The organism is Streptomyces panaciradicis (assembly GCF_023516615.1).
In the GTDB taxonomy this organism is placed as follows: domain Bacteria; phylum Actinomycetota; class Actinomycetes; order Streptomycetales; family Streptomycetaceae; genus Streptomyces; species Streptomyces panaciradicis.
The window spans coordinates 1-26,257 of the sequence record NZ_JAMGBF010000101.1 but is presented as its reverse complement, the minus strand read 5'-3'; the positions used below and the strand labels follow the sequence as shown (position 1 = coordinate 26,257).

Here is a 26,257-nt window from a genome sequence, read left to right as displayed (position 1 = left end):
AGGCAGCACCGAAATGACGATTGCAGTAGGAGAGCCGGCGTGAGCTTGAGGATCGTTGTCACTGTGAAGTACGTGCCCGACGCCACTGGCGACCGGCACTTCGCCGATGACCTGACCGTCGACCGGGACGACGTGGACGGCCTGCTCTCCGAGCTCGACGAGTACGCCGTCGAGCAGGCGCTGCAGATCTCGGAGAACTCCGACGACGACGTCGAGGTCACCGTCCTGACGGTCGGCCCCGAGGACGCCAAGGACGCGCTGCGCAAGGCGCTGTCGATGGGTGCGGACAAGGCGATCCACGTCGAGGACGACGACCTGCACGGCACCGACGCCATCGGCACCTCGCTGGTGCTGGCCAAGGCGATCGAGAAGGCCGGCTTCGACCTGGTTGTCTCCGGCATGGCCTCCACCGACGGCACCATGGGCGTGGTCCCGGCGCTGCTGGCCGAGCGTCTGGGCGTGCCGCAGGTGACCCTGCTGTCGGAGGTCTCGGTCGAGGACGGCACGGTCAAGGGCCGCCGCGACGGCGACACGGCGTCGGAGCAGCTCGAGGCCTCGCTGCCGGCGGTGGTCTCGGTGACCGACCAGTCGGGCGAGGCGCGCTACCCGTCCTTCAAGGGCATCATGGCGGCGAAGAAGAAGCCGGTGGAGTCCTGGGACCTGTCCGACCTGGAGATCGACGCCGACGAGGTCGGTCTGGCGGGCTCCTGGACGAAGGTCGAGGCGGCTGCCCAGCGTCCGGCGCGGACCGCGGGCACGATCGTCAAGGACGAGGGCGAGGGCGGCAAGCAGCTCGCCGAGTTCCTCGCGAGCCAGAAGTTCATCTAAGGGCCGTCGGCCCTGTTGAGGCTCACCTCCCTTCCCGCCCCTCAGACTTCGCACATCCGCAAGGAGTTTCGTTCCCATGGCTGAAGTTCTCGTCTACGTCGACCACGTGGACGGTGCCGTCCGCAAGCCCACCCTGGAGCTGCTGACCCTCGCCCGCCGCATCGGCGAGCCGGTCGCCGTCGCGCTGGGCGCGGGCGCCGCCGGCACCGCCGCCGCGCTCGCCGAGCACGGCGCCGTCAAGGTCCTCACCCACGAGGCGTCCGAGTACGCCGACTACCTGGTCGTGCCGAAGGTCGACGCGCTGCAGGCCGCCGTCGCCGCCGTCTCCCCGGCCGCCGTGCTGGTGCCGTCCTCCGCCGAGGGCAAGGAGATCGCCGCGCGTCTGGCGCTGCGCCTGGGCTCGGGCGTCATCACCGACGCCGTCGACCTGGAGGCCGGCGACGAGGGCCCGGTGGCCACGCAGTCGGTGTTCGCCGCCTCCTTCACCACCAAGTCCCGCGTCTCCCAGGGCACGCCGGTCATCACGGTCAAGCCCAACTCCGCCGCGGTGGAGGCCGCCCCGGCCGCCGGCGCGGTCGAGGCCCTGGAGGTGTCCTTCTCCGAGCAGGCCACCGGCACCAAGGTGACCAGCCGCACGCCGCGTGAGTCGACCGGCCGCCCCGAGCTGACCGAGGCCGCGATCGTGGTCTCCGGCGGCCGCGGTGTCAACGGCGCCGAGAACTTCTCGATCATCGAGGCCCTCGCCGACTCCCTCGGCGCCGCGGTGGGCGCCTCGCGTGCCGCCGTCGACGCCGGCTGGTACCCGCACACCAACCAGGTCGGCCAGACCGGCAAGTCCGTCTCGCCGCAGCTGTACATCGCCAACGGCATCTCCGGCGCCATCCAGCACCGGGCGGGCATGCAGACCTCCAAGACCATCGTGGCGGTCAACAAGGACGCCGAGGCCCCGATCTTCGACCTCGTCGACTACGGCGTCGTCGGCGACCTCTTCGACGTCGTCCCGGCCCTCACCGAGGAGATCAAGACCCGCAAGGGCTGATCCCCGGAACGCGCCGGACGAGGCCCCCGCGACCGCACGAACGGTCGCGGGGGCCTCGTCTCATGCCAGGCTCAGCCAGGCTTGCACCGGCAGGTGGTCGCTGGGGTACCGGCCGTGCGCGGAGAAGGTGTCGATCGCCGCCCGGTGCACGTCCACTCCGGCCGCGGCGAGGATCCAGTCGATACGGTCGCCGTCCGGTTCCAGCCCCTGGTAGCCGTGGAAGGTCGCGTACTGCGCGCCGCGCTCGGCCGCCGCGTCCCAGGTGTCGACCAGGCCCGTGGAGAGCATCCGGTCGTAGACGGGGTTCTTGTGCGCGGCGACGTTGAAGTCACCGGTCACCACGACCGGCAGCGGGTACCGCAGCGCGGCGATCCGCTCGGTCATCAGATCGGCGCTGCGTTCGCGCGCGTACTGGCTCGCGTGGTCGAAGTGGGTGTTGCAGACGTAGAACTCCCGCCCGCCGTCGGCCAGGTCGCGGAACCTGATCCAGGTGACGACACGCGGGAAGGCGGCACCCCAGGTGTTGGAGGCGATGGTCTCCGGGGTGTCGGAGAGCCAGTAGGTGTAGTGCTCGACGGGCGCCAGCCGCCGGTTGTCGTAGTAGATCGCCGTGGACTCGTCGCGGCTGCCGCCCTCGCGGCCGGTGCCGATCCAGTCGTAGTGCGGGCCCAGGTCGGACTCGATGTCCCGCAGCTGCTGGTACAGGCCCTCCTGGGTGCCGATGACATGGGGACGCGCGCCGAGCAGCAGCTCGCGCATCACGGGTCTGCGGTCGCTCCAGCTGTGGGGCTCCTTGGCGCTCGCGAACCGCAGGTTGAAGGTCATCACCTGAAGCCGAGGGCCCTCACGTCCGCGGACCCTGGCGTCGCGGACCCGCGCCCGCAGCGGTGACGAGGAGGCGGACGAGGTGGAGAGCGCGGCGGCGCCGGAGAGCGGCGCGACGACGGCCGCGGCGAACAGGGCCCGCAGGCCCAGACGGCGGGTGACTCGGCGCTGGTCGGGCACGGGGGCTCCTTCGGTCGCACGGGCCGGACGAGTCTCGCGTGGGGGGAGTGGTGCGTCGAGCTGTGTGATACCCGGGGTGCGGCGGGGAGTGAACATGCCGAGGTCATGGCAGGGTCGGCCCGTGGACACGGTGTTGACCGGGCCGACCGGGCACAGATACCTTCACTCTACGGATTGTTGATTCCGTAGAGCGGAAAACTGGAGGGTGTGGGATGGGTCAGGGCCAGCAGGAGACGGTGGCGACGAGCCTCGCGGGCGCCGTCAGCGAGGAGATCAGCGCCTCCCTCGCCCCGGTCGACGCCGAGCTGGAGCGCCGCTACCCCGGCGATCCCGGCACCCGCCAGCCCGTCCACACCGTCTACGTCCCCGGGGACGTCTTCGCCGCCGACACCATCCGCTCCTGGGGCGATCGGGCCCTCGCCGCCCTCGACGAACACGCCCCGGACGCCGCCTCCTTCGCCGCCGTCCTCGGCCTCGCCGACGACCTCGCCGAACCCGTCCACACGCGCGTGCGCGCCAAACTGGAGCGCGAGCCCGTCGAGGACCTGCGCGTCGACTTCGAGGACGGCTACGGCCCGCGCCCGGACGCCGAGGAGGACGAGGCCGCGGCCCGCGCGGCCCGGCTGATCGCCGAGGCGTACGAGAACGGCACCGCGGCCCCCTACATGGGCATCCGCATGAAGTGCATGGAAGCGCCGGTCCGCGACCGGGGAATCCGCACCCTCGACGTCTTCCTCACCGGCCTGATGCGGGCCGGCGGCCTGCCCGACGGGCTCGTGCTGACCCTGCCCAAGGTGACGTACGCCGAGCAGGTCGGCACCTTCGCCCGGCTCCTGGAGGCCTTCGAGAAGGCGCACGGCCTGGACGCCGGCCGGATCGGCTTCGAGATCCAGATCGAGACCAGCCAGTCCATCCTCGCCACCGACGGCACCGCCACCGTCGCCCGCATGATCCAGGCCGCCGAGGGACGCGCCACCGGACTGCACTACGGCACCTTCGACTACAGCGCCTGCCTCGGCGTCTCGGCCGCCTACCAGGCCAGCGACCACCCGGCCGCCGACCACGCCAAGGCGGTCATGCAGGTCGCCGCGGCGGGGACGGGCGTCCGGGTGTCGGACGGCTCGACCAACGTGCTGCCCGTGGGCCCCACGCAGAAGGTCCACGACGCCTGGCGCCTGCACTACGGACTGACCCGGCGGGCACTCGCCCGCGCCTACTACCAGGGCTGGGACATGCACCCCGGGCACATCCCCACCCGGTACGCCGCCGTCTTCGCCTTCTACCGCGAGGGCTTCGAGCAGGCCGCCGCCCGGCTCGCCCGCTACGCCAACCGGACCGGCGGCGACGTCATGGACGAACCCGCCACCGCCAAGGCCCTCAGCGGCTACCTGCTGCGCGGCCTGGACTGCGGTGCCCTCGACATCGCCGAGGTGGCCCGCCTCACCGGCCTGACCCGGGCCGACCTGGAGGGCTTCGCGACGCCCCGGCGCGGCGACCTGACCGCGTCCGCCAAGTAGCGGGCCGGTCACGGCAGTCACCGTCGGCCGACGCCGTCACCCGCGCCCCGTAGTCTGTACGCCACGCAGTGACGGGTCACAGGAACGGGGCGTGCGGTGTCTTCGGGGGAGACCTCAGGCGGGAACAACCGGGCCGACGGGACGGGCCGCCTGCTGGCGGGGCGCTACCGCGTCCTCGCACAGCTCGGCCGGGGCGGCATGGGCGTCGTCTGGAGAGCCGTCGACGAGGTGCTCGGCCGCGAGGTCGCCGTCAAGGAACTGCGCACCTACACCGACGCCGACGGCCCCGAACTCGCCGATCTGCGGGTGCGGATGCAGCGCGAGGCCCGCGCGGCCGCCCGGGTGCGGCATCCCGGTGTCGTCGCCGTGCACGACGTCGCCGAGGTCGACGGCCGTCCGCTGATCGTCATGGAACTCGTCGACGGGCCCTCCCTGGAGCAGGTGCTGCGCGAGCGCGGCGTCCTCGACCCGGCCGAGGCCGCCGGCATCGGCGCCCAGGTGATGGACGCGCTCGCGGCGGCCCACCGGGCCGGCGTCCTGCACCGGGACGTCAAGCCCGGCAACATCCTCCTCGAACGCTCCGGACGCGTCGTCCTGACCGACTTCGGCATCGCGGCCATGGACGACCCGGGCGACGGCGCCGCCACCCACCTGACCCGCAGCGGTGCCCTCGTCGGCTCCCTGGACTACCTGGCGCCCGAGCGGGCCCAGGGCGCCGACGCGAGCGCCGCCTCCGACGTCTGGGCCCTAGGCGCCACGCTGTACGCGGCCGTCGAGGGCTCCTCGCCGTTCCGCCGCACCTCGACGTTCTCCACGCTCACCGCGATCGTCACCGAACCGCTCCCCGAGCCCGAGCGCGCCGGCCCGCTCACCGCCGTCCTGCGGCACCTCCTCGACAAGCGGCCCGACACCCGCCCGGAGGCCGAGGAGGCCCGGGCGCTGCTCCAGGCCGTGGCGGACGCGGGCGGCACGGACACCCCGACGACGACCCTGCGCGGCGAGCCGCCCGCGCCGCGGACGAAACCCGGCGGTCTGCCACTGCCCACGGCATTCGTCATGCCGGGCGTTGTGGCGGGCCCGCAGGGTCCCGGGCCTGCCACACCGGCTCAGCACACGACTGCCGCTGGTGCTGCTGCCGCCGCCGACCCGTCCGGTCGTCAGGACACCGTCCCCGGGCCAGGTACCGCCGCACCGAGATCCGGCCCGACGGCACCCGGATCGAGTCCGGCGGTGCCGGTGCCGGGTTCGGCGGTGCCGGGTCAGGATGGGGCGGTGCCGGGGTCGGGTTCGGCGGTGCCGGGTCAGGAGGGGGCCGTGCCCGGATCTGGTGCGCCGGTGCCGGGGTCGGGTGCGCCGGTGTCCGGTTCTGGTGCCGTGGCGCCCGGTTCTACGCCGCACACCGCATCCGTGGCGCCCGGTTCCGCGCCGCACGCCGTCCCCGTGGCTCCCGCGTCCGTGCCGCACACCACCCCTGTGACGCCCGGCTTCGGCCCGCCGGTGCCGTACGCGCCGGTGTCCGACCCCGCGTCGGCCCCCACCGGCCCTATCGCGTCCCCCGGCGCCCCGCGTCGCAAGGGGCGTGCGCTGCTCGCCGCCGCGGCCGTCACCGTCGTCCTCGCTGCGGCCGGCGGCACCGTCGCCCTGGTGCACTCCGGAGGCGAGAAGGCGCACGCGGGCGCCTCCGCGTCCGGCAAGGACGCCGCGGCCTCCGTCTCCGCCTCCGGCCACCCCGACGCCTACCGTTCGTCCGGCGCCAAGTCCACGGAACAGGGCGCCAAGCAGTCCCCCGGACCGACGCCGACCGGCGGCGGGCGGGAGGGCGGGACCTCGCCCACGGGCCGTGCCTCGGCCTCCGCCACCGCGAGCGCCTCGGGCGGCGGCACCACGGGAGGCGGGGCCACGGGCGCCACCTCCGGCGGTGGGACGAAAGGCGGCGGGGGCACGACCGGTGGAGGGACCGCGACCACCCCCGCCCCGGCCTGCACTCCCGCCGGCGGCGGCAAGTACGACTGCACCGTCTGGCGCACCGCCAAGTCCTACACCGCCTCCGGCGCCGAAGCCGGTGTCCTGAACGCGGGCGTCAACTATTTCTACTGCCAGCAGAATCTGGGGCGGCGCGAGACGTACGGGCAGTGGACCAACGTCTGGTGGGCGAAGACGGACGACGACAGCGGCAACACGAACGTCTACGTCAGCGACGTCTACATCAAGGGCGGGGGCAACGACGAGCCCGTGCCCGGGCTCCCGGTCTGCTGATCCTCGACGAACCGCTCCAGACCGGACGTCGTCACCATCTTCTCCTCGGCGAACACCCGGGCGCCCCGCTCACGCAGCCACGCGTCGGCACGGGCCCGCACGCAGAACTCCTCGGGCGTCACCCCGAACAACTCCCTCAACCGGGGTGAGCCGACGAGGAGTTCGGTGAGCAGCCGCCGCTGTCCGGGGTGCCGGCGCGGAGCGTCCGTGCCGTTGCGCAGCACCCCGCGCCGATTGACGTAGACGTGCACGCCCGGCAGCCGCGTCCCGTCCTCCAGCTCGATCCGCACCTCGGATGCGGGCAGCCGGGCGCGCCGGTAGTTGCCGTGCGGCAGCGGTACGCCCTCGCTGGCGTCGATCACCGCGAGCTGCTCGGCGTCGAACCAGGTCACGAACAACTGCCGTACGGCGTCCGGCGCTTGGAACGGTGACGCGGACACGTACCCCGGACGGCTCACGTGCGCGGAGACGCCCACGTCGACGCCTGTGACCCGGACGCGGACCATCGGGACGGGCGCGGTGATCCCCGACTCCGCCATCTTGCGGCGCAGTTGCCCGGGGCAGGCGTTGGAGCCGACGGCCAGTACGGGCACCCGGTCCTCGTATACGAGCCGGTCCAGCGGCAGCAGCCGGTCCCCGTCGAGCAGCCCGGACTCGGCGGGCCAGGTGCCCGGATAGAGCAACGGCTCCTCACGGGGCACACAGTCCAGCCCGAGCGCCGCCAACGACCGCTCCGACCGGTCCGGTCCGTGCGGGCCCCGCCGCACCCGCCGCTCCCCGCGCAGCCGGTCCTGCGGTGTCCGGTCCGCCGGACCCCGCTCCTTCCGGGCCGCCTCGTCCACGGGCCGCTCAGTCCGCCGGCGGCAGTTCGCCCGAGCCGCGGGTGATCAGGCGGGTGGGCAGTTCGATGCGCTCCGGCGCGATCAGTTCGCCGTCCAGCTGGCGGAAGAGGCGCTCGGCGGCGGTCCGGCCGAGCGCCGCCGCGTCCTGCGCCACCACCGTCACTCCCGGCTGGAGCAGATCCGCGAGCTCGATGTCGTCGAAGCCGACGAAGGCCACCCGGCGGCTCTGCTCGGCCAGGACGCGGACCACGGTGACGGTCACACGGTTGTTGCCCGCGAAGATCGCGGTGACGGGGGCGGGGCCGGTCAGCATGTCCTCGGCGGCCCGGCGCACCCGCTCCGGGTCCGTGACGCCGAGGGACATCCAGGAGTCCTCCACCGGTATGCCGGCGTCCTCCATGGCCGCCCGGTAGCCGCGCAGACGCTCGGCGGCGGTGTGGATGCGGGGCATGTCGCCGATGAAGCCGATCCTGCGGTGGCCGTGGGCGATCAGGTGGGCGACCCCGCTGCGGGCACCCCCGAAGTTGTCCGACAGGACGACGTCCGCGTCGATCCTGCCCGCCGGGCGGTCCACGAACACCGTGGCCACGCCGGCCTTGACCTCGGGCTCCAGATAGCGGTGGTCGTCACCGGCCGGGATGATCACGAGCCCGTCCACGCGCCGGGCGCACAGGGCCAGCGCCAGCTCCTGCTCGCGGTCCGGGTCCTCCGCGCTGGAGCCGTTGATCAGCAGGGCGCCGTGCGCACGCGCCACCTCCTCGACCGCGCGGCTGAGGGGGCCGTAGAACGGGTCGGCCAGGTCCTCGAGGACCAGGCCGATGCTGGCGGTGCGGCCCTTGCGCAGGACACGGGCGCTGTCGTTGCGGCGAAAGCCCAGCGCGTCGATGGCCTCCTGGACGCGGCGCTCGGTCTCCGGGGTGACCCCCGGCTCGCCGTTGACCACGCGGGAGACGGTCTTCAGCCCGACCCCGGCCCGCGCGGCCACGTCCTTCATGGTCGGACGGTTGCCGTAGCGGGTGCCGGAAAATCGGTCGGTGCGGCGGGCGGTCTCGGGCACGATGCGCTGTCCTGTCCTGTCTCGTCGACGGGTCTTGTCCACGGGGATGCGTCGGACCATGAGTTTGTATGAGGATGTGGCGTCGAGCATAGAGCCTGGACAACGTTGTCATGTGCGCGAGAGACTGTCCACCGAATTCTCCGGCCTGCGCCCCCACCGCGAGACCGGCCCGCTCATCTCCGTGGTCGACGGGGTAAGTTCCCCTGGTCCACGGGGATCCGATGGTTTGACGGGGAGATCCGACTCTGATGCACACCGACCTCGTGGCCGCGCTCGACATCGGCGGCACCAAGATCGCCGGGGCGCTGGTGGACGGCCACGGCCAGATCCTGGTCCGCGCGCAGCGCGCGACGCCCGCGCAGGAGAACGGCGACATCGTGATGGCCGCCGTGGAGGAGGTCGTCGGTGAGCTGACCGCCTCGCCCCTGTGGGGACGCGCCACGGCCTTCGGCATCGGCAGCGCCGGCCCGGTGGACGCCTCCGCGGGCACGGTCAGCCCCGTCAACGTGCCGGGCTGGCGCGACTACCCGCTCGTGCGCAGAGTCCGGGAGGCGGCCGGCGGGCTGCCCGTCGAGCTGATCGGCGACGGTGTGGCCATCACGGCCGCCGAGCACTGGCAGGGCGCCGCCCGCGGCCACGACAACGCGCTGTGCATGGTGGTCTCCACCGGCGTCGGCGGCGGCCTGGTGCTCAACGGCCAGCTGCATCCGGGACCGACCGGGAACGCCGGTCACATCGGCCACATCAGCGTGGATCTCGACGGCGACTCGTGCCCCTGCGGTTCGCGCGGCTGCGTGGAGCGCATCGCCAGTGGCCCCAACATCGCCCGCCGGGCGATCGAGAACGGATGGCGCCCGGGTCCCGACGGCGACGCCTCCGCCGCGGCGGTGGCCGCCGCCGCGCGGGCCGGCGACCCGGTCGCCCTGGCGTCCTTCGAGCGGGCCGCACAGGCGCTGGCCGCAGGGATCGCGGCCACGGCGACGCTCGTCGAGATCGACATCGCGGTGATCGGCGGGGGAGTGGGCAAGGCCGGCGACGTCCTGTTCACCCCGCTGCGGAAGGCGCTGGGCGACTACGCCACCCTCTCCTTCGTGCAGCGCCTGGAGATCACGCCCGCCCAGATGGGCACGGACGCCGGACTGGTGGGAGCGGCCGCGGCCGCGCTCGCCAAGCGGGCGGACGCGGCCGCGGTCTGAAGGCCCGACTTCGGGGGCATCGGCGGCAGGAACGTTTCAGGCGGGCCGCCGACGCCCCTTGTCCTGTGTCAGCAGCTCAGCTTCGCGTCCGCCCAGTCCGCGTGGTCCGAGTCGATGCCGTCCCCGCCGTCGGTGACGACGAGCCGGACCACCTGGGCGCCGGTCACGTCCGCGGTGAGCGGCTGGGCGGGCATCGCGTTGGTCAGGACGCCGGTCGAGGCGACCTTCGTGCCGTCGGCCCAGATCTCGAAGGCGACGGTGCCGTTGGCCCCCTTCTCGTCGTCGACCCCGACGTCCGCGCTGACGGTCTCGCAGGCTCTGCCGGTGTAGTACTCGACCGTGCTGTCCGCGTGGACCCCGAGGCCCTTGGCGTACACCACCCCGCCGATGGTGATCGGATGCCCGTCACCGGCGGCGCTCTCCCCGTTGCTGGTGTTGCGCTCGACCGGCCCCCAGCCGTTGACGGTCGACAGCCACGGCAGGTCGCCGAGCCCGGAGGTTCCGGAGGGCGGGGGCACGACCACGGACACGGTCAGCGGCAGGACCTCTTCTGCGCGCTGACCGGCCGGCGAGCGGTAACTCGCCCTGACGGTGAGGTCGTACGATCCCGTCGGCGTCCCCTGCGGCGCGGTGACCGACCACCTGGTGCTCAGGGAGCGGCCGGTGGGCAGCACGGCGGCGGTCCGGCGGGAGGTCGCCCGGAGTGCCCACCCGTCGGGCCCGGTCAGCGAGACGGAGACCCGAGCGGCCGGCGTGCGGCCCCAGTCGGTGACGACGGAGGTGAGCGTGGCGGCCTTGCCCGCCTCCATCAACGGGCTCCCGTCGACGCCCAGTTCGACGGCGGGCGGGTGCGTGGCCCAGGCGCGGTCGGCCGAGACGCGCAGCAGCACCGTGCCGTGCGCCGGGACGGTCGCCGAGATCGTGCCGGCGGTGTTGTAGCTGCTGTGCCGCCACAGGTCGCGCAGGGTGTAGGCGCGGGCGCCGGGCAGGCCGACGGCCTCGGCGGTGGTGGAGATGTGCTGGGCGGTGCCGTTCTCGTTGAAGAGGGCCACCGCGCGGCTGCCGTCCTTCATCTCCTTGGCCACGACCCAGCGGCCGCCCGTCGAGGACAGGACCGTGCCCTGCTTGCCCAGCGGGTCCTGGTCGACGGCGATGACCTCTTTGTTGTCGAGGATGTCGAACGTCGCCGGGGTGGCCTTGCGCAGGTCGGAACCGATGAGCAGCGGGGCGGCCATGATCGACCACAGGGAGAAGTGGCTGCGGTATTCGGTGTCCGTCATGCCGCCGTTGCCCACCTCCAGCATGTCGGGGTCGTTCCAGTGCCCGGGACCGGCGTACGGGGCGAGCGGCAGGTTCTTCTTCAGATTGCCGAGCATCGAGCCCCAGTTGTCACTGATGTCGCCCGTGGTGCGCCACAGGTGGCCCACGTCGGCGGCCCATTCCCAGGGCTTGTTCTCGCCCCATTCGCAGATGCTGTAGACGATCGGCCGCCCGGTCGCCTTGAGGGCGTCGCGCATGGTGGTGTAGCGCGACTTGGCGTCCACCCCTTGGTTGTTGCAGTTGTCGTACTTGAGGTAGTCCACGCCCCAGTCGGCGAACTGCCGTGCGTCGCTGTACTCGTGGCCGAGTGCGCCCGGGAAACCGGCGCCGTCGCACGTCTTGGTGCCGGCGCTGGTGTAGATGCCGAGCTTGAGGCCCTTGGAGTGCACGTAGTCGGCGACGGCCTTGATCCCGTCGGGGAACCGGGCCGGATCGGGGACGAGCCTGCCGTCGGCGTCACGGTTGGGCAGGGCCCAGCAGTCGTCGAGGTTGACGTACCGGTAGCCCGCGTCCTTGAGGCCCTTCTCGACGAACAGGTCCGCGATGCCCTTGACCATGGACTCGTTGAACTCGGCACGGCAGTGCGTGGAGTTCCAGTTGTTGAATCCCATCGGCGGGGTGAGGGCGAGACCGTCGGCGAGGGCGGGCGTGGTGGAGCCGGCGGCGGGCGCCGGGGCGGGTGCGGCGATCGCGGAAGGGGCGGCGAGTCCGGCGGTGCACAGAAGTCCTGCGGTGAGCGCTCCGACGATTCTCCGGCGGGATGTGCGGGTGTGGCGGGTGTGCGGGTGACGCATCGTTACGTTCCTCCGAACACACAAAGGTGGGATGACGTCATGTCCCCGTCATCGGTGCGCGTTTACGGTAGGACGTGTCGGAGCGTGTTGGAAGAGGATCGGTAGTGTGGGATTGCGCCAATGGTTCAGTCCAAGGCTGATTGATCATCGGAGGACCCGGCGAAGTCGTCTGCCAGGTGCGTGACCCCAGGTGGGGTCCGGCAGTTGATCGGGGCATGAAGAAGCGCAGCATGATGGCCATCGCCTCCCTCGCCGCCGGGTTCGTCGTCGCGGCGATCAGCCCCACGCACACCGGGGACCATCACGTCCTCGGCGACCACCCGGTGCTCGGCGACCTCAGCGTCGACGACACCGTGGGCACGGTCGCCGACACCGTCGGCAAGGACAGCCTCTCCGACGCGGGCCAGACCCTCCAGTAGGGCCCTGACGGCACGGCGCCGGCGCACCCGCCCAGGGAGCACCGGCGCCCCTCCATGTGTGCCCTCAACTGGGGCTGGTTTCCGTGGCAGGGTGGAGCGGGCAAGCCTCAGGGGGCCAACAGAAGAGGGGGACCTGTGACCGTCGTCTGGATCAACGGCGCGTTCGGTGCGGGGAAGACGACCACCGCACGGGAACTGATCGACATGATCCCGAACAGCACGCTCTTCGACCCCGAGGTCGTCGGCGGAGCGCTGACACACCTGCTTCCGGCCAAGCACCTCGCCGAGGTCGGCGACTACCAGGACCTGCCGATCTGGCGGCGCCTGGTGATCGACACGGCGGCCGCCCTGCTCGCGGAGCTCGGCGGGACGCTCGTGGTCCCCATGACCCTGCTGCGCCAGGAGTACCGCGATGAGATCTTCGGCGGCCTCGCCGCCCGCCGCATCGCGGTCCGGCATGTGCTCCTGGCCCCGGCCGAAACGATCCTGCGCGAGCGAATAGCCGGCCGGGAGGTCCCGCCCGACCTCCCCGACGGCGAGATGCGCGTACGGCAGTGGTCGTACGACCACATCGAGCCGTACCGCAATGCCCTGGCCGGCTGGCTCACCGCCGACGCCCACCCCGTCGACACCAGCGCTCTGACCCCCTACGAGGCCGCGGCGCGCATCGCGGAGGCCGTGGGCAGGGGGGAGGTGCCGGTGTGCGACATCGTGCAGACGCCCGAGCCCACCGCCGAGACGCTCGCCGCCGGCGTCCTCCTCTTCGACGAACACGACCGCGTCCTGCTCGTCGACCCCACCTACAAGGCCGGCTGGGAGTTCCCCGGCGGCGTCGTGGAACCCGGTGAGGCGCCCGCCCGCGCCGGCATGCGCGAGGTCGCCGAGGAGACCGGCATCCACCTGGACGACGTACCGCCGCTGCTGGTCGTGGACTGGGAGGCGCCCGCACCGCCCGGCTTCGGCGGGCTGCGCCTGCTGTTCGACGGCGGCCGGCTCGACTCCGCCGAGGCGGAGCGGATGCTGCTGCCGGGGCCCGAGCTGCGCGACTGGCGCTTCGTCAGCGAGCAGGAGGCCGCCGACCTGCTGCCACCGGTCCGCTACGAGCGACTGCGCTGGGCCCTTCGGGCGCGCGAGCGGGGAGCGGCCCACTACCTGGAGGCCGGTGTTCCGCTCGGCTGATCCGCTGCTCCGTCCACCACGTTCCCGTCACCCGGAGAACGCCGAGCTGTCGTGGGCGAGGCGGAGTTCCTCGTGCGGGTAGGGCGTTCGCCTGCCTTCCTGGCGCAGGCGGCCGAGGAAGCCGTTGAGGACGGCGGTGAGCGGGGCGTCCCGGGAGATGATCGCGGCCGCGGCCTTCGGCGCGCCGTCGGCGCGGGCGCCGACCGCGCAGGCGCGCACGAAGGCCTCCCGCTCCCGCCTGTCGTAGCCGTACAGGGCGGTGACGAGCCAGTTCACCAGGTGGGCGCGGCCGTAGAAGAGGTCGTAGTCGCGGTGCCGGTCGAAGAAGGCGTGCTCCGGCCGGGAGAGGTGGAACCGGGGGCCGAACGCCAGCCCGTAGTCGGTGAGGAAGAAGTCGACGCCGTCGGTGAGGACGTTGCGGAAGTGGACGTCGCAGTGGAGGAGTCGGCGGCTGCTCAGGAAGCCGGTCAGCGCGCCGAGCCAGTCGTCCACCCGGGTGCAGACCCGATCCGAGTCCTCGGTGCGGACCTGCGTGTCGAGCCAGTCGTGCAGGGTGTGCGGGACGTACTCCAGGAACAGCGTCAGGCTCGTGGAGGCCGTCCGCAGGGCCTCCAGACGCTCGCGCACCTGCGGGGCGCCGCCCCAGTAGGCCACCGTGCCGTCCACGTCGGTCAGTTCCGCGGGCAGCGGCCGGACCTCGTCCGGCAGCACGCGCCAGTGGTGCAGCAGCGGAAAGCCGGGGAAGGCGTCGGACAGCACCCAGTTCGTCGTCATCGTGTGCGCGGCCAGCTCGCGCCAGGCGCCGAAGCCCGGGCTGTGTCCGGTGCCGTAGTGGCACGCGGCCGGCAGGTCGAAGAGGTTCGCCGTGGAACGGGCGTTGTGCGGCAGCGACTCGAGGTCCGTGAGCGGCACCCGCTTGACGAACACGGGACTGCCCGCCACCTCGACCAGCGCATACCGCCCGCCGATACCGGCGCCCGCCGGCCTTGCCGCCGCCAGCAGCTCGCCCAGCTCGCCGTCCCCCAACAGGGCCAGCTCGGTGGCGATTTCGGTGTGCCGGGCGATACGGGTGACGGAGGACATGACCTCCATGGTCAGGGTCGGACCGGGTGCCTGTCCGCCGTTCGGCGAAGGACCGCGCCGGCGTCGCCGACGACCGGATCGCCGTGCCCGAAGCACGCCACGTCGCAGTCCAGCGAGGCCAGCCGGTGCAACGAGGCGAGCAACCGCTGCCGGTCCAGGTTGAACACCCCCGGCATCACAGCGCCGTCGACCGGGGACGCCGCCACGGTGTCCCCCGTGAACAGCACCCGATGGCGCGGCAGATGGACGGCGATGCTGCCGTGGGTGTGACCGGGTACGTGCAGGACGCGGGCCCCGTCGCCGAAGCCGAGGACGTCACCGTCGGCGACCTCGGTGATCCGCGAGGGACGGACGAAGGGGGCCGCGGGCAGGTGCCGGGCGGCCTCCGCGTGGATCGGCAGCTCCCAGTCCTCGAACACCGGTGGCGGGCCGGGGACTTCACCCCGGATCGCGGGGACGTCCAGGCGATGGGCCAGCACCTCGGCGCCGGTCAGCGCGGCCAGTTCGCCCGCGCCGCCCACATGGTCCTCGTGGAAGTGGGTGAGCACGATGCGGCGGACCGTGCCCAGCGGCTCGGCGACGGCCGTGACGGCGGCCCCCGAGCCTCCCGGTCCCGCGTCGAGAAGCGTCAACTCCTCGCCGTCGCACCAGAGATAGGCCTGACCCACCGGGAAACGCAGAAGACAAAGCCCCGGCATCAGCTCCACGAGGTCCATGCGGACGACCGTAGAAGGGCCCCCGCCCGAAGGCGAGGGCCCTCTGCCGACGGCAGAGCGGGTCAGCTCGCGGCGTAGTTGCGCAGGAACAGGGCCTCGGCCACCGACAGCCGCTCCAGCTCCTCGGGCGAGACGCTCTCGTTGACCGCGTGGATCTGCGCCTCCGGCTCGCTCAGACCGATCAGCAGGATCTCCGCCTCCGGGTAGAGCGTGGCGAGCGTGTTGCACAGCGGGATGGAGCCGCCCTGGCCGGCGTACTGCATCTCCTGGCCGGGGTAGGCGACCGCCATCGCCTGCGCCATCGCCGCGTACGCCGGGCTGGCGGTGTCCGCGCTGAACGGCTGGCCCTGGCCGATCTGCTCGACGGCCACCCGGGCGCCCCACGGGGTGTGCGCCTCCAGGTGGGCCTGCAGCAGCTTGGTCGCCTCGACCGCGTCCACGCCCGGCGGCACCCGCAGGCTGACCAGCGCGCGGGCGCTCGCCTGCACGGACGGGGTCGCGCCGACGACCGGCGGGCAGTCGATGCCGAGGACGGTCACGGCCGGCCGCGCCCAGACGCGGTCGGCGACCGTGCCCGAGCCGATCAGCCGTACGCCGTCCAGCACCTTGGCGTCCTTGCGGAACTGCTCCTCGTCGTACTGCAGGCCCTCCCAGGGGCCCTCCACGGTCAGCCCGTCGACCGTGGTCGAGCCGTCCTCCGCGCGCAGCGAGTCCAGTACGCGGATCAGCGCGGCCAGCGCGTCCGGGGCGGCGCCGCCGAACTGGCCCGAGTGCAGGTTGCCTTCGAGGGTGTCGATGCGGACACGGAGCATCGTCATCCCGCGCAGGGTGGCGGTGACCGTCGGCAGACCGACGCGGAAGTTGCCCGTGTCGCCGATCACGATGGTGTCGGCGGCCAGCAGGTCGGGGTGCTCCTCGGCGTACCGCTCCAGACCGCCCGTGCCCTGCTCCTCCGAGCCCTCGGCGATGACCTTCACATGGACCGGGACACCGCCGTTGGCCTTCAGGGCGCGCAGCGCCAGCAGGTGCATGATCAGGCCGCCCTTGCAGTCGGCGGCCCCGCGCCCGTACCAGCGGCCGTCGCGCTCGGTCAGCTCGAAGGGCGGGGTGGCCCAGCCGGCATCGTCCAGCGGGGGCTGCACGTCGTAGTGGGCGTAGAGCAGCACCGTCTTGGCGCCCTCGGGTCCGGGCAGGTGGCCGTAGACGGACTGGGTGCCGTCCGGGGTGTCGAGCAGGGCCACGTCCTGGAAGCCCTCGGCGGTCAGCGCGTCGGCGACCCAGCGCGCGGCCCCCTCGCTCTCGCTCCTGGGGAACTGGTCGAAGTCCGCCACCGACTTGAACGCCACCAGTTCGGCGAGCTCGTCCCGCGCTCTCGGCATGAGCGAAGCGACGGTCTCGGCGACCGGATTCGACGACATGGGCACGCTCCTCGTGGGTGCGACGTTGTACAGGTGGATATCGGGATCCTCCCACAGTGGCCTGCGACGACGTCCGCCGTAGGATGCGGTGGACAGGTGCGGCAGCGGCTTGATCGGGAGCAGTAGACCATCGTGAGCAGCGAGAACTCTTCGGCGGACGACGTGCAGCGGGTATGGGACGTCGTCGTGGTGGGCGCGGGACCCGCGGGGGCCTCGGCCGCCTACGCGGCCGCGGTGGCGGGACGGCGTGTGCTGTTGCTGGAGAAGGCCGAACTGCCGCGCTACAAGACATGCGGCGGCGGCATCATCGGCCCCTCGCGCGACAGCCTGCCGCCGGGCTTCGAGCTGCCGCTGCGGGACCGCGTGCACGCGGTCACCTTCTCCCACAACGGCCGCTTCACCCGCACTCGCCGCTCCCGGCAGATGCTGTTCGGGCTGATCAACCGGCCCGAGTTCGACCAGCAGCTGGTCGAGCACGCGCAGAAGGCGGGCGCCGAGCTGCGGACGGGCGTCACGGTGCAGCGCGTCGAGCAGCACGGCTCGGCGGTGCCCGACCGGCGCACGGTCGCCGTGGTCCTGCAGGGCGGCGAGACGCTGCTCGCCAGGGCCGTGGTCGGCGCGGACGGCAGCGCCAGCCGCATAGGAGCGCATGTCGGGGTCAAGCTCGACCAGGTGGACCTCGGCCTGGAGGCGGAGATCCCGGTGCCCGAGACCGTCGCCGAGGACTGGAAGGGGCGGGTCCTGATCGACTGGGGTCCGATGCCCGGCAGTTACGGCTGGGTCTTCCCCAAGGGCGACACGCTCACCGTCGGGGTGATCTCGGCCCGCGGCGAGGGCGCGGCGACCAAGCGGTACCTGGAGGAGTTCATCGGGCGGCTCGGCCTCGCCGGGTTCGAGCCGAGCATCTCCTCCGGCCATCTGACCCGCTGCCGGGCCGACGACTCGCCGCTGTCGCGCGGCCGGGTGCTGGTGTGCGGGGACGCGGCCGGGCTGCTGGAGCCGTGGACCCGCGAGGGCATCTCCTTCGCGCTGCGCTCCGGGCGGCTCGCGGGGGAGTGGGCGGTGCGGATCGCCGAGGCGCACGACGCGGTGGACGCCCGGCGGCAGGCCCTGAACTACGCGTTCGCCATCAAGGCGGGCCTCGGTGTCGAGATGAGTGTCGGCAAGCGGATGCTGACGGTGTTCGAGCGCCGTCCCGGCCTGTTCCACGCGGTGCTCACGGGGTTCCGGCCCGCGTGGAACGCGTTCAAGGAGATCACCCAGGGGTCGACGTCCCTCGGCGAGCTCGTGCGCAGCCACCCGATGGCACACCGTGCCCTGAGCGCGCTGGACCGGCGTCCGGTGGTCGACACGGCGTCCGGTGCCGAGGGTGGTGCGGCGGGTGGTGCCGCGGGTGGTGCCGCTGGTGGTGAGGGCGCCGAGCTCAGTTCGTGACGGTGATCCGGAAGACGGGGTGGTCGGGGGCGATGCGGCGCAGGTCGGCGTCGGGGGAGTCGGGGCCCACGCCGTTGAAGAACACCCCGACCTCGGCCTTCCAGCGCTTGAGGTAGGCCCGCAGCAGCGGGACCTTGTCGTCGTCGGCGACCTCGACGGCGGTGAACACGTCCACGTTCTTGCCCAGGCGCAGTTCACCGCCGCCGGCGGCGCGCATGTTGTGCGTCCACTGGACGTGGCCGCGCGGGGCGAGCAGGTACTGCTGGCCGTCGACCGTCAGCAAGTTGACGGGGGTGGTGCGCCACTCGCCGCTCTTGCGGCCGCGGACCGCCAGGACGCGGGAGCCCCAGACGCTCAGGCCGCGGCGGGTCATCCAGGCGACCGCGCGGTTGAAGACGTTGACGGTGAACCAGCCGGGCTTCTTGACGTGCGCGGACATGATGACCCCTGTGGAGTGGGTGAGCGGCGCTCTCTTTTGTGAGCGGTGCTCTCGGTTTGCCGTACGGAGAGCAGTCTGCATCAGATCGCCGCTCTGAAGCAAGAGCACTGCTCTCTTTTTTGTGCGGTGCTCTCGTTTGTGTGCACTGCTCTGGTTCCGTGGCACACTGCACCCCATGAGCACCCCCCACAGCGCCCGCGCCCGAGCCCGGATCGAAGTTACCGCCGCCATCAAGGACGAGGCCCGCAGGCAGCTCGCCTCCGAGGGCGCGACCAAGCTCTCGCTGCGCGCCGTCGCCCGCGAGCTCGGCATGGTCTCCTCGGCCCTCTACCGGTACTTCCCCAGCCGCGACGACCTGCTGACGGCGCTCATCATCGACGCCTACGACTCCCTCGGCGAGGCCGCCGAAGCGGCGGCGGAAGCCGTCGCCGACGCCACCCCCACCCGGCGCTGGATCGCCGTCTGCGAGGCCGTGCGCGCCTGGTCCCTCGCGCATCCCCACGAGTACGCCCTGATCTACGGCTCGCCGGTACCCGGCTACACCGCCCCGCAGAGCACGGTCCCCCCCGCCTCCCGGGTGGGTCTGCTGCTGATCGGCATCGTGCGCGACGCGATCAAGGGCCCCGGCGTGACCTTCCCCCCGCTGGCCCCCGAACTGCGCCCCGAGGCCGAGCGCCTCGCCGCCGAGATCGCCCCCGACCTGCCGCCCGAGGTGGCGGCGGCGCTGGTCGCGGCCTGGGCGCAGCTGTTCGGGCTGGTCGGGTTCGAGCTGTTCGGCCAGTTCAACCGGGTCGTCGAGGACCGGGAGGCGTTCTTCCGGCATGCAGCGGGCCAGCTCGCGCTGGGCGTCGGAATCTCGGACCGCCCGTCGGCGAGGCGCTGACCGGGTCTCGCGCCACGGAGGAAACGGCGCCGGGCGAGACCACCGACGCCGCCGGGCCGCGCGATCGACCTCGTTCCCTCCGTGGGCAGGCGTTCCTCGTCGACGAGGGCGGCCGAGTCCTGCGGGGCAGGTGCACTTCGTCGTCCAGGGCGGCTGCATCCCTCCGTGGTGGGGCACGCCGACGTCAGCCAGGGCCGTCGCGCCCCGTCCACTCGGGCAGGCCTCACCTCGGCAATCGGGGCGCCTGCGTCCCCCGGGCCGCGCGTGCACGCGGCAGCCTGGGTCGCCGGGCCCCGTCCACCCGGGCAGGCGCCCCCATGCCAGCTCGCGCAGGCGTCCCCCCGTCCATCCGGACAGGCGCCCCCAAGTCAGCCGGGCAGGCGCCCCCACATCAGCCCGAGCAGGCGCGCCCAAGTCACCCCCGGCAGCCGTGCCTCGTCACCCCCGCACCCCCTGCTTCCTCCCCCCGTCGGGCGGCCGCACCCCCATCCCGGCGTGTGCGCCCACGGCGACCCCGTCGGTCGTACTTCCGGGGGAGTACGTGTGATCACCTCGTTCGGCTGACGCCCACCAGGCCGGACGGCGTCTAGCGTGGCCGGCATGGACGAGCGGCAGCGCGTGCGCGGGGGTGGCCCGCCGTGGGGGCGGCACGGGCCGCCGTGGGCGGGCCGCCGGGGCGAGGGGGAGCGCGCGGCCCGCTGGCCGTGGCGCTCCACCGTGCTGCTCACCGTCCTCGTGCTGTTCGGGTCCCATGTCGCCGCCCACCGGCAGCACGGCGAGCGGGCCGCCCTGGACGGCTTCGCGTGGGCGCTGCTGTTGGTCGCCTCGGGGCTTCTGCTGTGGCGGCGGCGGTATCCGGTGGCGGTGGCGTTCGGGACGGCGGCGGCCACGACGGTCTACCTCGGCGCGGGGTATCCGTACGGGCCCGTGTTCCTGACCGTGGTCGTGGCCTGCTTCAGTGCCGTCGTCGCGGGGCATCGCAGGGCCGCCTGGGGCGCGGTCGGCATGCTGTGGGCGGGGCATGTGCTGGTCGCGCACTGGCTGTACCGGTGGCTGCCGCCGGCCGGGGACCATGCCGCCTCCTGGGCGCAGGAGGGCGTGATCGCCGCGTGGGTCGCGGCGATCGTGGCGCTGGCCGAACTCGCGCGGGTCCGCCGTGAGCAGTGGGCCCGCGACCGGGCCGAGCGGGCGCAGGCGGCACGCCGGCGGGCCGACGAGGAGCGGCTGCGCATCGCCCGCGAACTGCACGACGTCCTCGCGCACAGCATCTCGGTGATCAACGTGCAGGCGGGCGTCGGCCTGGCCCTTCTCGACACCGACCCCGAGCAGGCGCGCAGCGCGCTCACGACCATCAAGGCCGCCAGCAAGGAGGCGCTCGGCGAGGTCCGCCAGGTCCTCGACACGCTCCGCACACCCGGAGACGCGCCGCGCGCGCCCGCACCCGGCCTGGACCGGCTGCCCGAGCTGGTGGAGCAGGCGGCGAGTGCCGGGCTCTCGGTGGACGTGGAGGGGGAGCCGCCGCGACTCGCGCCCGGCACGGACCTGGCGGCGTTCCGCATCGTGCAGGAGGCGCTCACCAACGTCGTACGGCATTCCGGCTCGCGGCAGGCGCGGGTGCGGGTCGGCCACGACGCCGGGACGCTGCGGCTGCGGATCGACGACGACGGGCCCGCCACCGGTGCGGACGCCGGGGGCAGTGGCAACGGCCTGGCCGGGATGCGGGAGCGGGCCGCCGCCCTGGGTGGCACGATCGAGGCGGGCCCGCGCCCCGACGGCGGCTACCGGGTGCTCGCCGTACTGCCGTTGAAGCCCGCGGCCAAGGAGGACGACCGGTGATCCGTGTACTGCTCGCCGACGACCAGTCACTGGTTCGGGCGGGCTTCCGCGCGCTGCTCGACGCGCAGCCGGACATCGAGGTGGCCGGGGAGGCCGCGGACGGCGAGGAGGCGCTGCGCAAGGTGCGCGAACTGCGCCCGGATGTCGTCCTGATGGACATCCGCATGCCGGCGCTGGACGGTCTGGCCGCGACCCGCCGCATCACCGGGGACTCGGCTCTGGGTGAGGTGAAGGTGGTCATGCTGACCACGTTCGAACTCGACGAGTACGTCTTCGAGGCGATCCGCTCGGGTGCCTCGGGCTTCCTGGTCAAGGACACCGAACCGGAGGAACTGCTGCGTGCGGTAAGGGCGGTGGTCGAGGGGGACGCCCTGCTCTCGCCCGGGGTGACGCGCCGGCTGATTGCCGAGTTCGCGGCCCGCTCGAAGGAGCCCGCGGCCGTGGACGTCCTCGCCGAACTCACCGAGCGGGAGCGGGAGGTGATGGCGCTGGTCGGTATCGGCCTGTCCAACGAGGAGATCGCCCGCCGCCTGGTCGTCAGCCCGCTCACCGCGAAGACCCACGTCAGCCGCACCATGGTCAAGCTCGGGGCCCGGGACCGGGCCCAACTGGTGGTGCTGGCCTACGAGTCGGGGCTGGTCCGGCCGGGCTGGCTGGGCTGAGCCCCACGCCGGAAGTCCACCAGGACGCACACGACCCGGACGACGAACACGACCGGCGCGAGCGCCAGGCCGACCTGCAGCAGCAGTGCCGCCAGCAGGCCGGGCAGGTCGAGGAACAACGCCGGACCGGCGACGGCCGCGAACACCACCCCCGCCAGGAAGGCTGCGCTGACCAGTGCGTATCCGACCTCGACGGTCAGTGCGTCCCGCTCGGCCTTGTGCGGCCGTCCCCCGTGCCCGTCCATCCGTCCAGTCTCACACCAGTGCGCCCGGCGGGCAACCAACTCCCGCCGGGCGCACTGGTGGAGGCTCCCCCTAGTCGCGTACGGGCACGCGATCCGCCTCCAGGGAGGTGGACTTGGCGACGACCACCGAGTGGGCCGGTCGGCGGGTGCGCAGGCCGGTGAGGGTGATGAGCAGGCCGGCCACCGCGACCCCGGTGACGACCAGGAAGCCGGGGCGGTAGCTGTCCAGCACGTTCTGGGCGGTGGCGTGCTCCGGGGCGTGGGCGGTCACCACCGCGGTCACGACGGCCAGGAAGATCGCGCCGCCCACCTGCACCGAGGTGTTGAGCAGACCGGAGACCATGCCCTGCTCGTGGTCCTCCACGCCGTTCGTGGCCTGGATGTTGAGCGAGGGGAAGACCAGTGCGCAGGCCGCGCCGATGAGGAGCATCGACGGCAGGATCACGGCGGCGTAGACGGGGTCGAGATCGACGCGCAGGAACAGCGCGTACCCGAGCACCATCAGGGCGAAGCCGGCCGCGATCAGCCGCTGGGTGCCGAAGCGGTCGACGATCGAGCCGACCTTGGTGGAGGACACCGCGACCAGTGCGCCCGCGGGCAGGAAGGCGAGCGCCGTGTGCAGCGCCGACCAGCCCAGCAGGGACTGCATGTAGAGGGTGGTCAGGAATTGGAAGCCGACGTAGGAGCCGAAGAAGGCCAGCGCGCCGAGCTGGGCGCGGATCTGGCTGCCGGAGCGCAGGACGCCGAGCCGGATCAGCGGGCCGGGGGAGCGGCGCTCGACCAGGACGAACACCGTCAGCAGGACGGCGACGGCCAGGAAGGACAGCAGGGTGCGGGCCGAGGCCCAGCCGGCCTGGGGCGCCTGGACGACGGTGAAGACCAGCAGCAGCATCGAGGCGGTGCCGAGGACGGCGCCGGGGATGTCGTAGCCGTTGTGGTCCTTCTCGCGTTCGCTGCGGGGCAGCAGCCTGAGGCCGGCCAGCAGCGCGATCAGGGCGATCGGCGCGGGCAGCAGCATGGTCAGGCGCCAACTGGCCTCCGTCAGCAGGCCGGAGAGGACCAGGCCCATGGAGAAGCCGGTGGCCGCGCAGGTGGTGTAGATCGACAGGGCGCGGTTGCGCAGCGGGCCCTCGGCGAAGGTCGTGGTGATGATGGACAGGCCCGCCGGTGCCGTGAAGGCGGCGCTGAGTCCCTTGATGAACCGGCTGGCGATCAGCAGCGGGCCGGAGTCGACGAGACCGCCCAGCAGCGAGGCGAGCGCGAAGACGCCCAGGGCGATCAGGAAGACCTGGCGGCGGCCGAGCAGGTCGGCGGTGCGGCCGCCGAGCAGGAGCAGACCGCCGTAACCCAGGATGTAGCCGCTGACGATCCACTGCAGGGTCGAGGTGGACAGGCCGAGGTCGGAGCCGATGGACGGCAGGGCGACGCCGACCATCGACACGTCGAGGGCGTCCAGGAACATCGCGGCGCACAGCACCAGCAGGGTGCCCCACAGTCGCGGGGTCCAGCGGACCGCCGACGCCGAGGCCGCGGGGTTGGTGAGCGGAGAGGTCATGCCCACAGACACTACATGCACATGCATCGAATGCAAACGCATTTAATTCCGATGCAATGAAATCGTTTCTCTGCTACGGTGCGCTCATGGCGGCGAAGAAGGCCGAGCAGGCGCTCGTGGACCAGTGGCGGGACATCCTCGCGCTGCATGCCCGCACCCAGTGCGAACTCGACCGCGCACTGCACGGACACGGCCTGTGCGCCAGCGACTTCGAGGTGCTCGACGTGCTGTCCGGGGACTCCTGCGCCTACCGCGTGCAGGAGATCGCCGAGCGGGTCCACCTGAGCCAGAGCGCGCTGTCCCGCCTGATCGCCCGGCTGGAGAAGGACGGCCTGGTCGACCGCGCCATGTGCGCCGAGGACCGCAGGGGCGTACGGGTGGCGCTCACCGACAAGGGGCGCGCGCTGCACGGCGAGGTGCTGCCGGTACAGCGCGCGGTCCTGACGAAGATGCTGGCGGGCTGAGGGCGTTCACGAGGACGACGGCGGGCCGAGAGCCCCCGTTCCTCACACGATGGCGGACCTCGCGCGCCACAGCGCGGCGACCGAGGCGTCGCCGGTCACGCCCGGAAAGGGCTCCCGGTTCCACAGGGACAGGTACAACTGTGCGGCCGGCCCGGTCAGTTCGCAGTCCGCGGCACCGCCGTCGTCCCGCACGGTCACAGGCGGCTGCGCGGACAGGCGTACGGTCCACACCGCGCCGTCGACGTCTGTCGCCCGCACCCGCAGGACCCGGGGCTCCTCGCTGCGGACCTTGCTCCTGGCGCGGGCGTGGAACCCCCTCAGCAGTTCGTCGACACCGTCCGCCGCGAACTCGCGGGCGATGTCGCCGAACTCCCCGCCCCCTGCCGCCTCGGCGTCGATCCGGTGCACCGCCGTCTCGTGCGCCTGCCGCCTGGTCCAGAACGCGAGCGGTGACGGCGCGGGCAGGAAGTGCCAGCACTGCACGTCGGACGGGGCGGCGGCGAGGATGTCGACGAGACGCCGGTGCCCCGCCCGGAACCACTCGAGCAGTTCGGGGCCGTCGAGCTCGGGCGGCTCGTCCATGGGGCGGGGGGAGTCGTACCCCTCGCCGACGAAACCGGCCGCCCACCGGTGCACCACCCCGGTGTGGCGCAGCAGGTCCCGCACCGTCCAGTCCGCACACGTCGGCACCTCGGCATCCGTGCCGGCCCGCTCGGCGGCCACGGCCAGCAGCCGGCCCTCCCGGTCCAGGGTCCGCAGGAACTCCGCTGTCTCCATGGGGGGAGTGTGCCGCACGGAGCGGGGGCGAGGGCAACCGCTGCGTCAGCCGGTCGTCCGCACGGGCGCGCTGCCGCGCCCCTGGCTCCGGCCGCCGACCTCGGCGTCGAACGTCTCCTGGGCCACGCGCATGACCTCGGCGTACCGGGGTTCCCGCAGCCGTTTCCACATCTCCTCCTCGGAGACGTCCTCGACGCGGGCGACCACCCACCAGATGGTGCCGAAGGGATCCCTGACGCGTCCGCCGCGCTGCCCGAAGGCGTCGTCGGCGAGGGGGGTGACGATCCGGGCGCCCGCCTCGACGGCCCGCGAGAACGCCTCGTCCGCGTCCGCGACGAACACCCGGAGCAGGCTCGGCATGACCGGCCAGTCGGGGCGGCGGTCGAAGGCCAGCACCACCGTGTCGCCGACGCGGATCTCGGCATGGCCGATCGCCCCGCTCTCGGTCGCCACCCGCGCCAGCTCCTCACCCCCGAACGCGTGGGTGACGAAGTCGAGGAAGGCTCCCGTGTCGTCGGTGACGACCCAGGGCGCGACGGTCGTGCAGCCCTCCGGGGCGTGGTTGCGCTGCTCGGACATGGCGGCGGTCCTTTCGAGGAGATCGCTCGGACGACGCCGACGGTAGGCGGCCAGTAGGCCGGTCCCTGTCCTGGATGGCGGACGCTTCCGCGCCGGACCGGCCGTCCCGCTAGCGTGGTGATCATGGTGGACTGGGGGCTGCGGCCGGCGACGCGGGCGGATCTGGAGGCCGTGGCGGAGTTGCGGGCCGTGGTGATGCGCCCGGATCTGGAGCGGCTCGGGCGGTACGACGAGCACCGGGTACGGCAGCGGCTGCGGGACGCGTTCGCACCGGAGCACACCTGGGTGATCGAGGCCGACGGCGCGTTCGCCGGCTGCGTGGCCCTGCGTCCCGCCGAGGACGCGCACTGGCTGGAGCACTTCCTCCTCGCCCCGTCCCTTCAGGGCCGCGGTGTCGGATCGGCGGTGCTGCGCGAACTGCTCGGGCGGTGCGACCGCGCCGGCGTGCCCGTCCGCCTGAACGTCCTGCAGGGCAGCCCGGCCCGCCGTCTCTACGAACGTTTCGGATTCGTGCCGCAGAGCGAGGACGCGGTCGACGTGTTCATGCTCCGCGCCCCGGCCGCCGCCGGGAACCCCTGAGCGGACGGCGGCCGGGCACCGCGCTGCCGCGGCGCCTGAACATCCCCGACCTCGGCGTCCAGGCGCCGGTGGTGCGGCGGGGACTGGACCGGCGGGGGCGATCGAACCCCCGCCGGTCGGCCGGGCGGACGCGGC

25 protein-coding genes are annotated in these 26,257 nt (G+C 72.9%); 13 read left to right on the top strand and 12 right to left on the bottom strand.

All coding sequences use genetic code 11. From position 1 onward, the window contains the following. Window positions 1-39: 39 nt before the first annotated feature. Together M8J74_RS29175 and M8J74_RS29170 are read left to right on the top strand one after the other, a co-directional pair. Window positions 40-828, top strand: coding sequence for an electron transfer flavoprotein subunit beta/FixA family protein (locus M8J74_RS29175; protein ID WP_249839312.1), 789 nt, complete (start codon window positions 40-42; stop codon window positions 826-828). A 76-nt stretch (window positions 829-904) separates the two neighbouring features. After that, window positions 905-1,867 (top strand): electron transfer flavoprotein subunit alpha/FixB family protein, encoded by a 963-nt coding sequence (locus tag M8J74_RS29170; RefSeq protein ID WP_249839311.1) that lies wholly within the window; start codon window positions 905-907, stop codon window positions 1,865-1,867. A 60-nt stretch (window positions 1,868-1,927) separates the two neighbouring features. Here the strand turns inward: M8J74_RS29170 and M8J74_RS29165 are convergent, their stop codons facing one another. Next, window positions 1,928-2,872 (bottom strand): endonuclease/exonuclease/phosphatase family protein, encoded by a 945-nt coding sequence (locus M8J74_RS29165; protein ID WP_249839310.1) that lies wholly within the window; start codon window positions 2,870-2,872, stop codon window positions 1,928-1,930. A 212-nt stretch (window positions 2,873-3,084) separates the two neighbouring features. On the opposite strand from M8J74_RS29165, the gene M8J74_RS29160 reads away from it, so the two are divergent. Both M8J74_RS29160 and M8J74_RS29155 read left to right on the top strand, forming a co-directional pair. After that, window positions 3,085-4,389 (top strand): DUF6986 family protein, encoded by a 1,305-nt coding sequence (locus tag M8J74_RS29160; protein WP_249839309.1) that lies wholly within the window; start codon window positions 3,085-3,087, stop codon window positions 4,387-4,389. A gap of 96 nt (window positions 4,390-4,485) precedes the next feature. Next, on the top strand, window positions 4,486-6,645 hold the full coding sequence (locus M8J74_RS29155; protein WP_249839308.1) for a serine/threonine-protein kinase: 2,160 nt from the start codon (window positions 4,486-4,488) through the stop codon (window positions 6,643-6,645). Here the strand turns inward: M8J74_RS29155 and M8J74_RS29150 are convergent. Both M8J74_RS29150 and M8J74_RS29145 read right to left on the bottom strand, forming a co-directional pair. Next, on the bottom strand, window positions 6,591-7,370 hold the full coding sequence (locus M8J74_RS29150) for a hypothetical protein (RefSeq protein WP_372500307.1): 780 nt from the start codon (window positions 7,368-7,370) through the stop codon (window positions 6,591-6,593). The two genes, M8J74_RS29155 and M8J74_RS29150, sit on opposite strands and share 55 nt — an antisense overlap. Before the next feature lie 124 nt (window positions 7,371-7,494). Beyond that, entirely contained in the window at window positions 7,495-8,604 is a 1,110-nt protein-coding gene (locus M8J74_RS29145) for a LacI family DNA-binding transcriptional regulator (RefSeq protein ID WP_079078538.1), read from the bottom strand. 188 nt (window positions 8,605-8,792) lie between these two features. Between M8J74_RS29145 and M8J74_RS29140 the strand changes: the two genes are divergently transcribed. Next, window positions 8,793-9,740 carry an ROK family protein gene (locus M8J74_RS29140; protein ID WP_249839307.1) on the top strand — a complete coding sequence of 316 codons (948 nt, stop codon included), beginning with the start codon at window positions 8,793-8,795 and terminating at the stop codon, window positions 9,738-9,740. A 68-nt stretch (window positions 9,741-9,808) separates the two neighbouring features. On the opposite strand, the gene M8J74_RS29135 is transcribed toward M8J74_RS29140, so the two are convergent. Continuing rightward, window positions 9,809-11,854, bottom strand: a complete 2,046-nt coding sequence (locus M8J74_RS29135; protein WP_249839306.1) for an NPCBM/NEW2 domain-containing protein — start codon at window positions 11,852-11,854, stop codon at window positions 9,809-9,811. Window positions 11,855-12,069: 215 nt separating this feature from the next. Between M8J74_RS29135 and M8J74_RS29130 the strand changes: the two genes are divergently transcribed. Then, window positions 12,070-12,273, top strand: coding sequence for a hypothetical protein (locus tag M8J74_RS29130; protein ID WP_058926899.1), 204 nt, complete (start codon window positions 12,070-12,072; stop codon window positions 12,271-12,273). Between the two features lie 135 nt (window positions 12,274-12,408). Continuing rightward, window positions 12,409-13,452, top strand: a complete 1,044-nt coding sequence (locus tag M8J74_RS29125) for an NUDIX hydrolase (RefSeq protein ID WP_249839305.1) — start codon at window positions 12,409-12,411, stop codon at window positions 13,450-13,452. Between the two features lie 27 nt (window positions 13,453-13,479). On the opposite strand, the gene M8J74_RS29120 is transcribed toward M8J74_RS29125, so the two are convergent. The 3 genes from M8J74_RS29120 to M8J74_RS29110 all read right to left on the bottom strand — a co-directional run bounded on the left by M8J74_RS29120 (window position 13,480) and on the right by M8J74_RS29110 (window position 16,669). Beyond that, window positions 13,480-14,535, bottom strand: coding sequence for a protein kinase family protein (locus tag M8J74_RS29120; protein WP_249839304.1), 1,056 nt, complete (start codon window positions 14,533-14,535; stop codon window positions 13,480-13,482). A gap of 11 nt (window positions 14,536-14,546) precedes the next feature. Then, the gene (locus tag M8J74_RS29115; RefSeq protein ID WP_249839303.1) at window positions 14,547-15,251 is read right to left on the bottom strand and encodes an MBL fold metallo-hydrolase; all 705 of its coding nucleotides are present in this window, start codon (window positions 15,249-15,251) and stop codon (window positions 14,547-14,549) included. 62 nt (window positions 15,252-15,313) lie between these two features. Next, a complete protein-coding gene (locus M8J74_RS29110) occupies window positions 15,314-16,669 on the bottom strand; it encodes a dipeptidase (protein WP_249839302.1) in 1,356 nt (451 codons plus the stop codon). 132 nt (window positions 16,670-16,801) lie between these two features. Between M8J74_RS29110 and M8J74_RS29105 the strand changes: the two genes are divergently transcribed. Beyond that, on the top strand, window positions 16,802-18,103 hold the full coding sequence (locus M8J74_RS29105) for a geranylgeranyl reductase family protein (RefSeq protein ID WP_249839301.1): 1,302 nt from the start codon (window positions 16,802-16,804) through the stop codon (window positions 18,101-18,103). Here the strand turns inward: M8J74_RS29105 and M8J74_RS29100 are convergent. Beyond that, the gene (locus M8J74_RS29100) at window positions 18,093-18,542 is read right to left on the bottom strand and encodes a nitroreductase family deazaflavin-dependent oxidoreductase (RefSeq protein WP_058926903.1); all 450 of its coding nucleotides are present in this window, start codon (window positions 18,540-18,542) and stop codon (window positions 18,093-18,095) included. The two genes, M8J74_RS29105 and M8J74_RS29100, sit on opposite strands and share 11 nt — an antisense overlap. Window positions 18,543-18,717: 175 nt before the next feature. Here M8J74_RS29100 and M8J74_RS29095 point away from each other — a divergent pair, with 175 nt between their 5' ends. The 3 genes from M8J74_RS29095 to M8J74_RS29085 all read left to right on the top strand — a co-directional run bounded on the left by M8J74_RS29095 (window position 18,718) and on the right by M8J74_RS29085 (window position 21,923). After that, window positions 18,718-19,425 (top strand): TetR/AcrR family transcriptional regulator, encoded by a 708-nt coding sequence (locus tag M8J74_RS29095; protein WP_249839300.1) that lies wholly within the window; start codon window positions 18,718-18,720, stop codon window positions 19,423-19,425. 600 nt (window positions 19,426-20,025) lie between these two features. Next, entirely contained in the window at window positions 20,026-21,261 is a 1,236-nt protein-coding gene (locus M8J74_RS29090; protein ID WP_249839299.1) for a sensor histidine kinase, read from the top strand. Next, window positions 21,258-21,923, top strand: coding sequence for a response regulator transcription factor (locus M8J74_RS29085; protein WP_249839298.1), 666 nt, complete (start codon window positions 21,258-21,260; stop codon window positions 21,921-21,923). Before M8J74_RS29090 ends, M8J74_RS29085 begins: the two co-directional genes overlap by 4 nt. On the opposite strand, the gene M8J74_RS29080 is transcribed toward M8J74_RS29085, so the two are convergent. Together M8J74_RS29080 and M8J74_RS29075 are read right to left on the bottom strand one after the other, a co-directional pair. Beyond that, window positions 21,884-22,168, bottom strand: a complete 285-nt coding sequence (locus tag M8J74_RS29080) for a DUF6332 family protein (RefSeq protein WP_249839297.1) — start codon at window positions 22,166-22,168, stop codon at window positions 21,884-21,886. The two genes, M8J74_RS29085 and M8J74_RS29080, sit on opposite strands and share 40 nt — an antisense overlap. A 70-nt stretch (window positions 22,169-22,238) precedes the next feature. Continuing rightward, the gene (locus M8J74_RS29075; RefSeq protein ID WP_249839296.1) at window positions 22,239-23,723 is read right to left on the bottom strand and encodes an MFS transporter; all 1,485 of its coding nucleotides are present in this window, start codon (window positions 23,721-23,723) and stop codon (window positions 22,239-22,241) included. Window positions 23,724-23,809: 86 nt separating this feature from the next. On the opposite strand from M8J74_RS29075, the gene M8J74_RS29070 reads away from it, so the two are divergent. Then, on the top strand, window positions 23,810-24,187 hold the full coding sequence (locus tag M8J74_RS29070) for a MarR family winged helix-turn-helix transcriptional regulator (protein ID WP_058926908.1): 378 nt from the start codon (window positions 23,810-23,812) through the stop codon (window positions 24,185-24,187). Window positions 24,188-24,229: 42 nt separating this feature from the next. Here the strand turns inward: M8J74_RS29070 and M8J74_RS29065 are convergent, their stop codons facing one another. After that, on the bottom strand, window positions 24,230-24,964 hold the full coding sequence (locus M8J74_RS29065; RefSeq protein WP_249839295.1) for a maleylpyruvate isomerase family mycothiol-dependent enzyme: 735 nt from the start codon (window positions 24,962-24,964) through the stop codon (window positions 24,230-24,232). Between the two features lie 45 nt (window positions 24,965-25,009). Continuing rightward, the gene (locus M8J74_RS29060; protein WP_249839294.1) at window positions 25,010-25,543 is read right to left on the bottom strand and encodes a VOC family protein; all 534 of its coding nucleotides are present in this window, start codon (window positions 25,541-25,543) and stop codon (window positions 25,010-25,012) included. A 123-nt stretch (window positions 25,544-25,666) separates the two neighbouring features. Here M8J74_RS29060 and M8J74_RS29055 point away from each other — a divergent pair, with 123 nt between their 5' ends. Then, complete coding sequence (locus M8J74_RS29055) at window positions 25,667-26,122, top strand: GNAT family N-acetyltransferase (protein WP_249839293.1); 456 nt, start codon at window positions 25,667-25,669, stop codon at window positions 26,120-26,122. Window positions 26,123-26,257: the final 135 nt, after the last annotated feature.

What these genes read in the sequence shown, in the direction of transcription:
- M8J74_RS29140 (WP_249839307.1), top strand. Translation starts at nt 8,793, where the DNA reads ATGCACACCGACCTCGTGGCCGCGCTCGACATCGGCGGCACCAAGATC.
- M8J74_RS29075 (WP_249839296.1), bottom strand. Translation starts at nt 23,723, where the DNA reads ATGACCTCTCCGCTCACCAACCCCGCGGCCTCGGCGTCGGCGGTCCGC.
- M8J74_RS29060 (WP_249839294.1), bottom strand. Translation starts at nt 25,543, where the DNA reads ATGTCCGAGCAGCGCAACCACGCCCCGGAGGGCTGCACGACCGTCGCG.
- M8J74_RS29145 (WP_079078538.1), bottom strand. Translation starts at nt 8,604, where the DNA reads ATGGTCCGACGCATCCCCGTGGACAAGACCCGTCGACGAGACAGGACA.
- M8J74_RS29070 (WP_058926908.1), top strand. Translation starts at nt 23,810, where the DNA reads ATGGCGGCGAAGAAGGCCGAGCAGGCGCTCGTGGACCAGTGGCGGGAC.
- M8J74_RS29095 (WP_249839300.1), top strand. Translation starts at nt 18,718, where the DNA reads ATGAGCACCCCCCACAGCGCCCGCGCCCGAGCCCGGATCGAAGTTACC.
- M8J74_RS29110 (WP_249839302.1), bottom strand. Translation starts at nt 16,669, where the DNA reads ATGTCGTCGAATCCGGTCGCCGAGACCGTCGCTTCGCTCATGCCGAGA.
- M8J74_RS29080 (WP_249839297.1), bottom strand. Translation starts at nt 22,168, where the DNA reads ATGGACGGGCACGGGGGACGGCCGCACAAGGCCGAGCGGGACGCACTG.
- M8J74_RS29090 (WP_249839299.1), top strand. Translation starts at nt 20,026, where the DNA reads ATGGACGAGCGGCAGCGCGTGCGCGGGGGTGGCCCGCCGTGGGGGCGG.
- M8J74_RS29120 (WP_249839304.1), bottom strand. Translation starts at nt 14,535, where the DNA reads ATGTCCTCCGTCACCCGTATCGCCCGGCACACCGAAATCGCCACCGAG.
- M8J74_RS29115 (WP_249839303.1), bottom strand. Translation starts at nt 15,251, where the DNA reads ATGGACCTCGTGGAGCTGATGCCGGGGCTTTGTCTTCTGCGTTTCCCG.
- M8J74_RS29055 (WP_249839293.1), top strand. Translation starts at nt 25,667, where the DNA reads ATGGTGGACTGGGGGCTGCGGCCGGCGACGCGGGCGGATCTGGAGGCC.
- M8J74_RS29135 (WP_249839306.1), bottom strand. Translation starts at nt 11,854, where the DNA reads ATGCGTCACCCGCACACCCGCCACACCCGCACATCCCGCCGGAGAATC.
- M8J74_RS29065 (WP_249839295.1), bottom strand. Translation starts at nt 24,964, where the DNA reads ATGGAGACAGCGGAGTTCCTGCGGACCCTGGACCGGGAGGGCCGGCTG.
- M8J74_RS29100 (WP_058926903.1), bottom strand. Translation starts at nt 18,542, where the DNA reads ATGTCCGCGCACGTCAAGAAGCCCGGCTGGTTCACCGTCAACGTCTTC.
- M8J74_RS29160 (WP_249839309.1), top strand. Translation starts at nt 3,085, where the DNA reads ATGGGTCAGGGCCAGCAGGAGACGGTGGCGACGAGCCTCGCGGGCGCC.
- M8J74_RS29170 (WP_249839311.1), top strand. Translation starts at nt 905, where the DNA reads ATGGCTGAAGTTCTCGTCTACGTCGACCACGTGGACGGTGCCGTCCGC.
- M8J74_RS29130 (WP_058926899.1), top strand. Translation starts at nt 12,070, where the DNA reads ATGAAGAAGCGCAGCATGATGGCCATCGCCTCCCTCGCCGCCGGGTTC.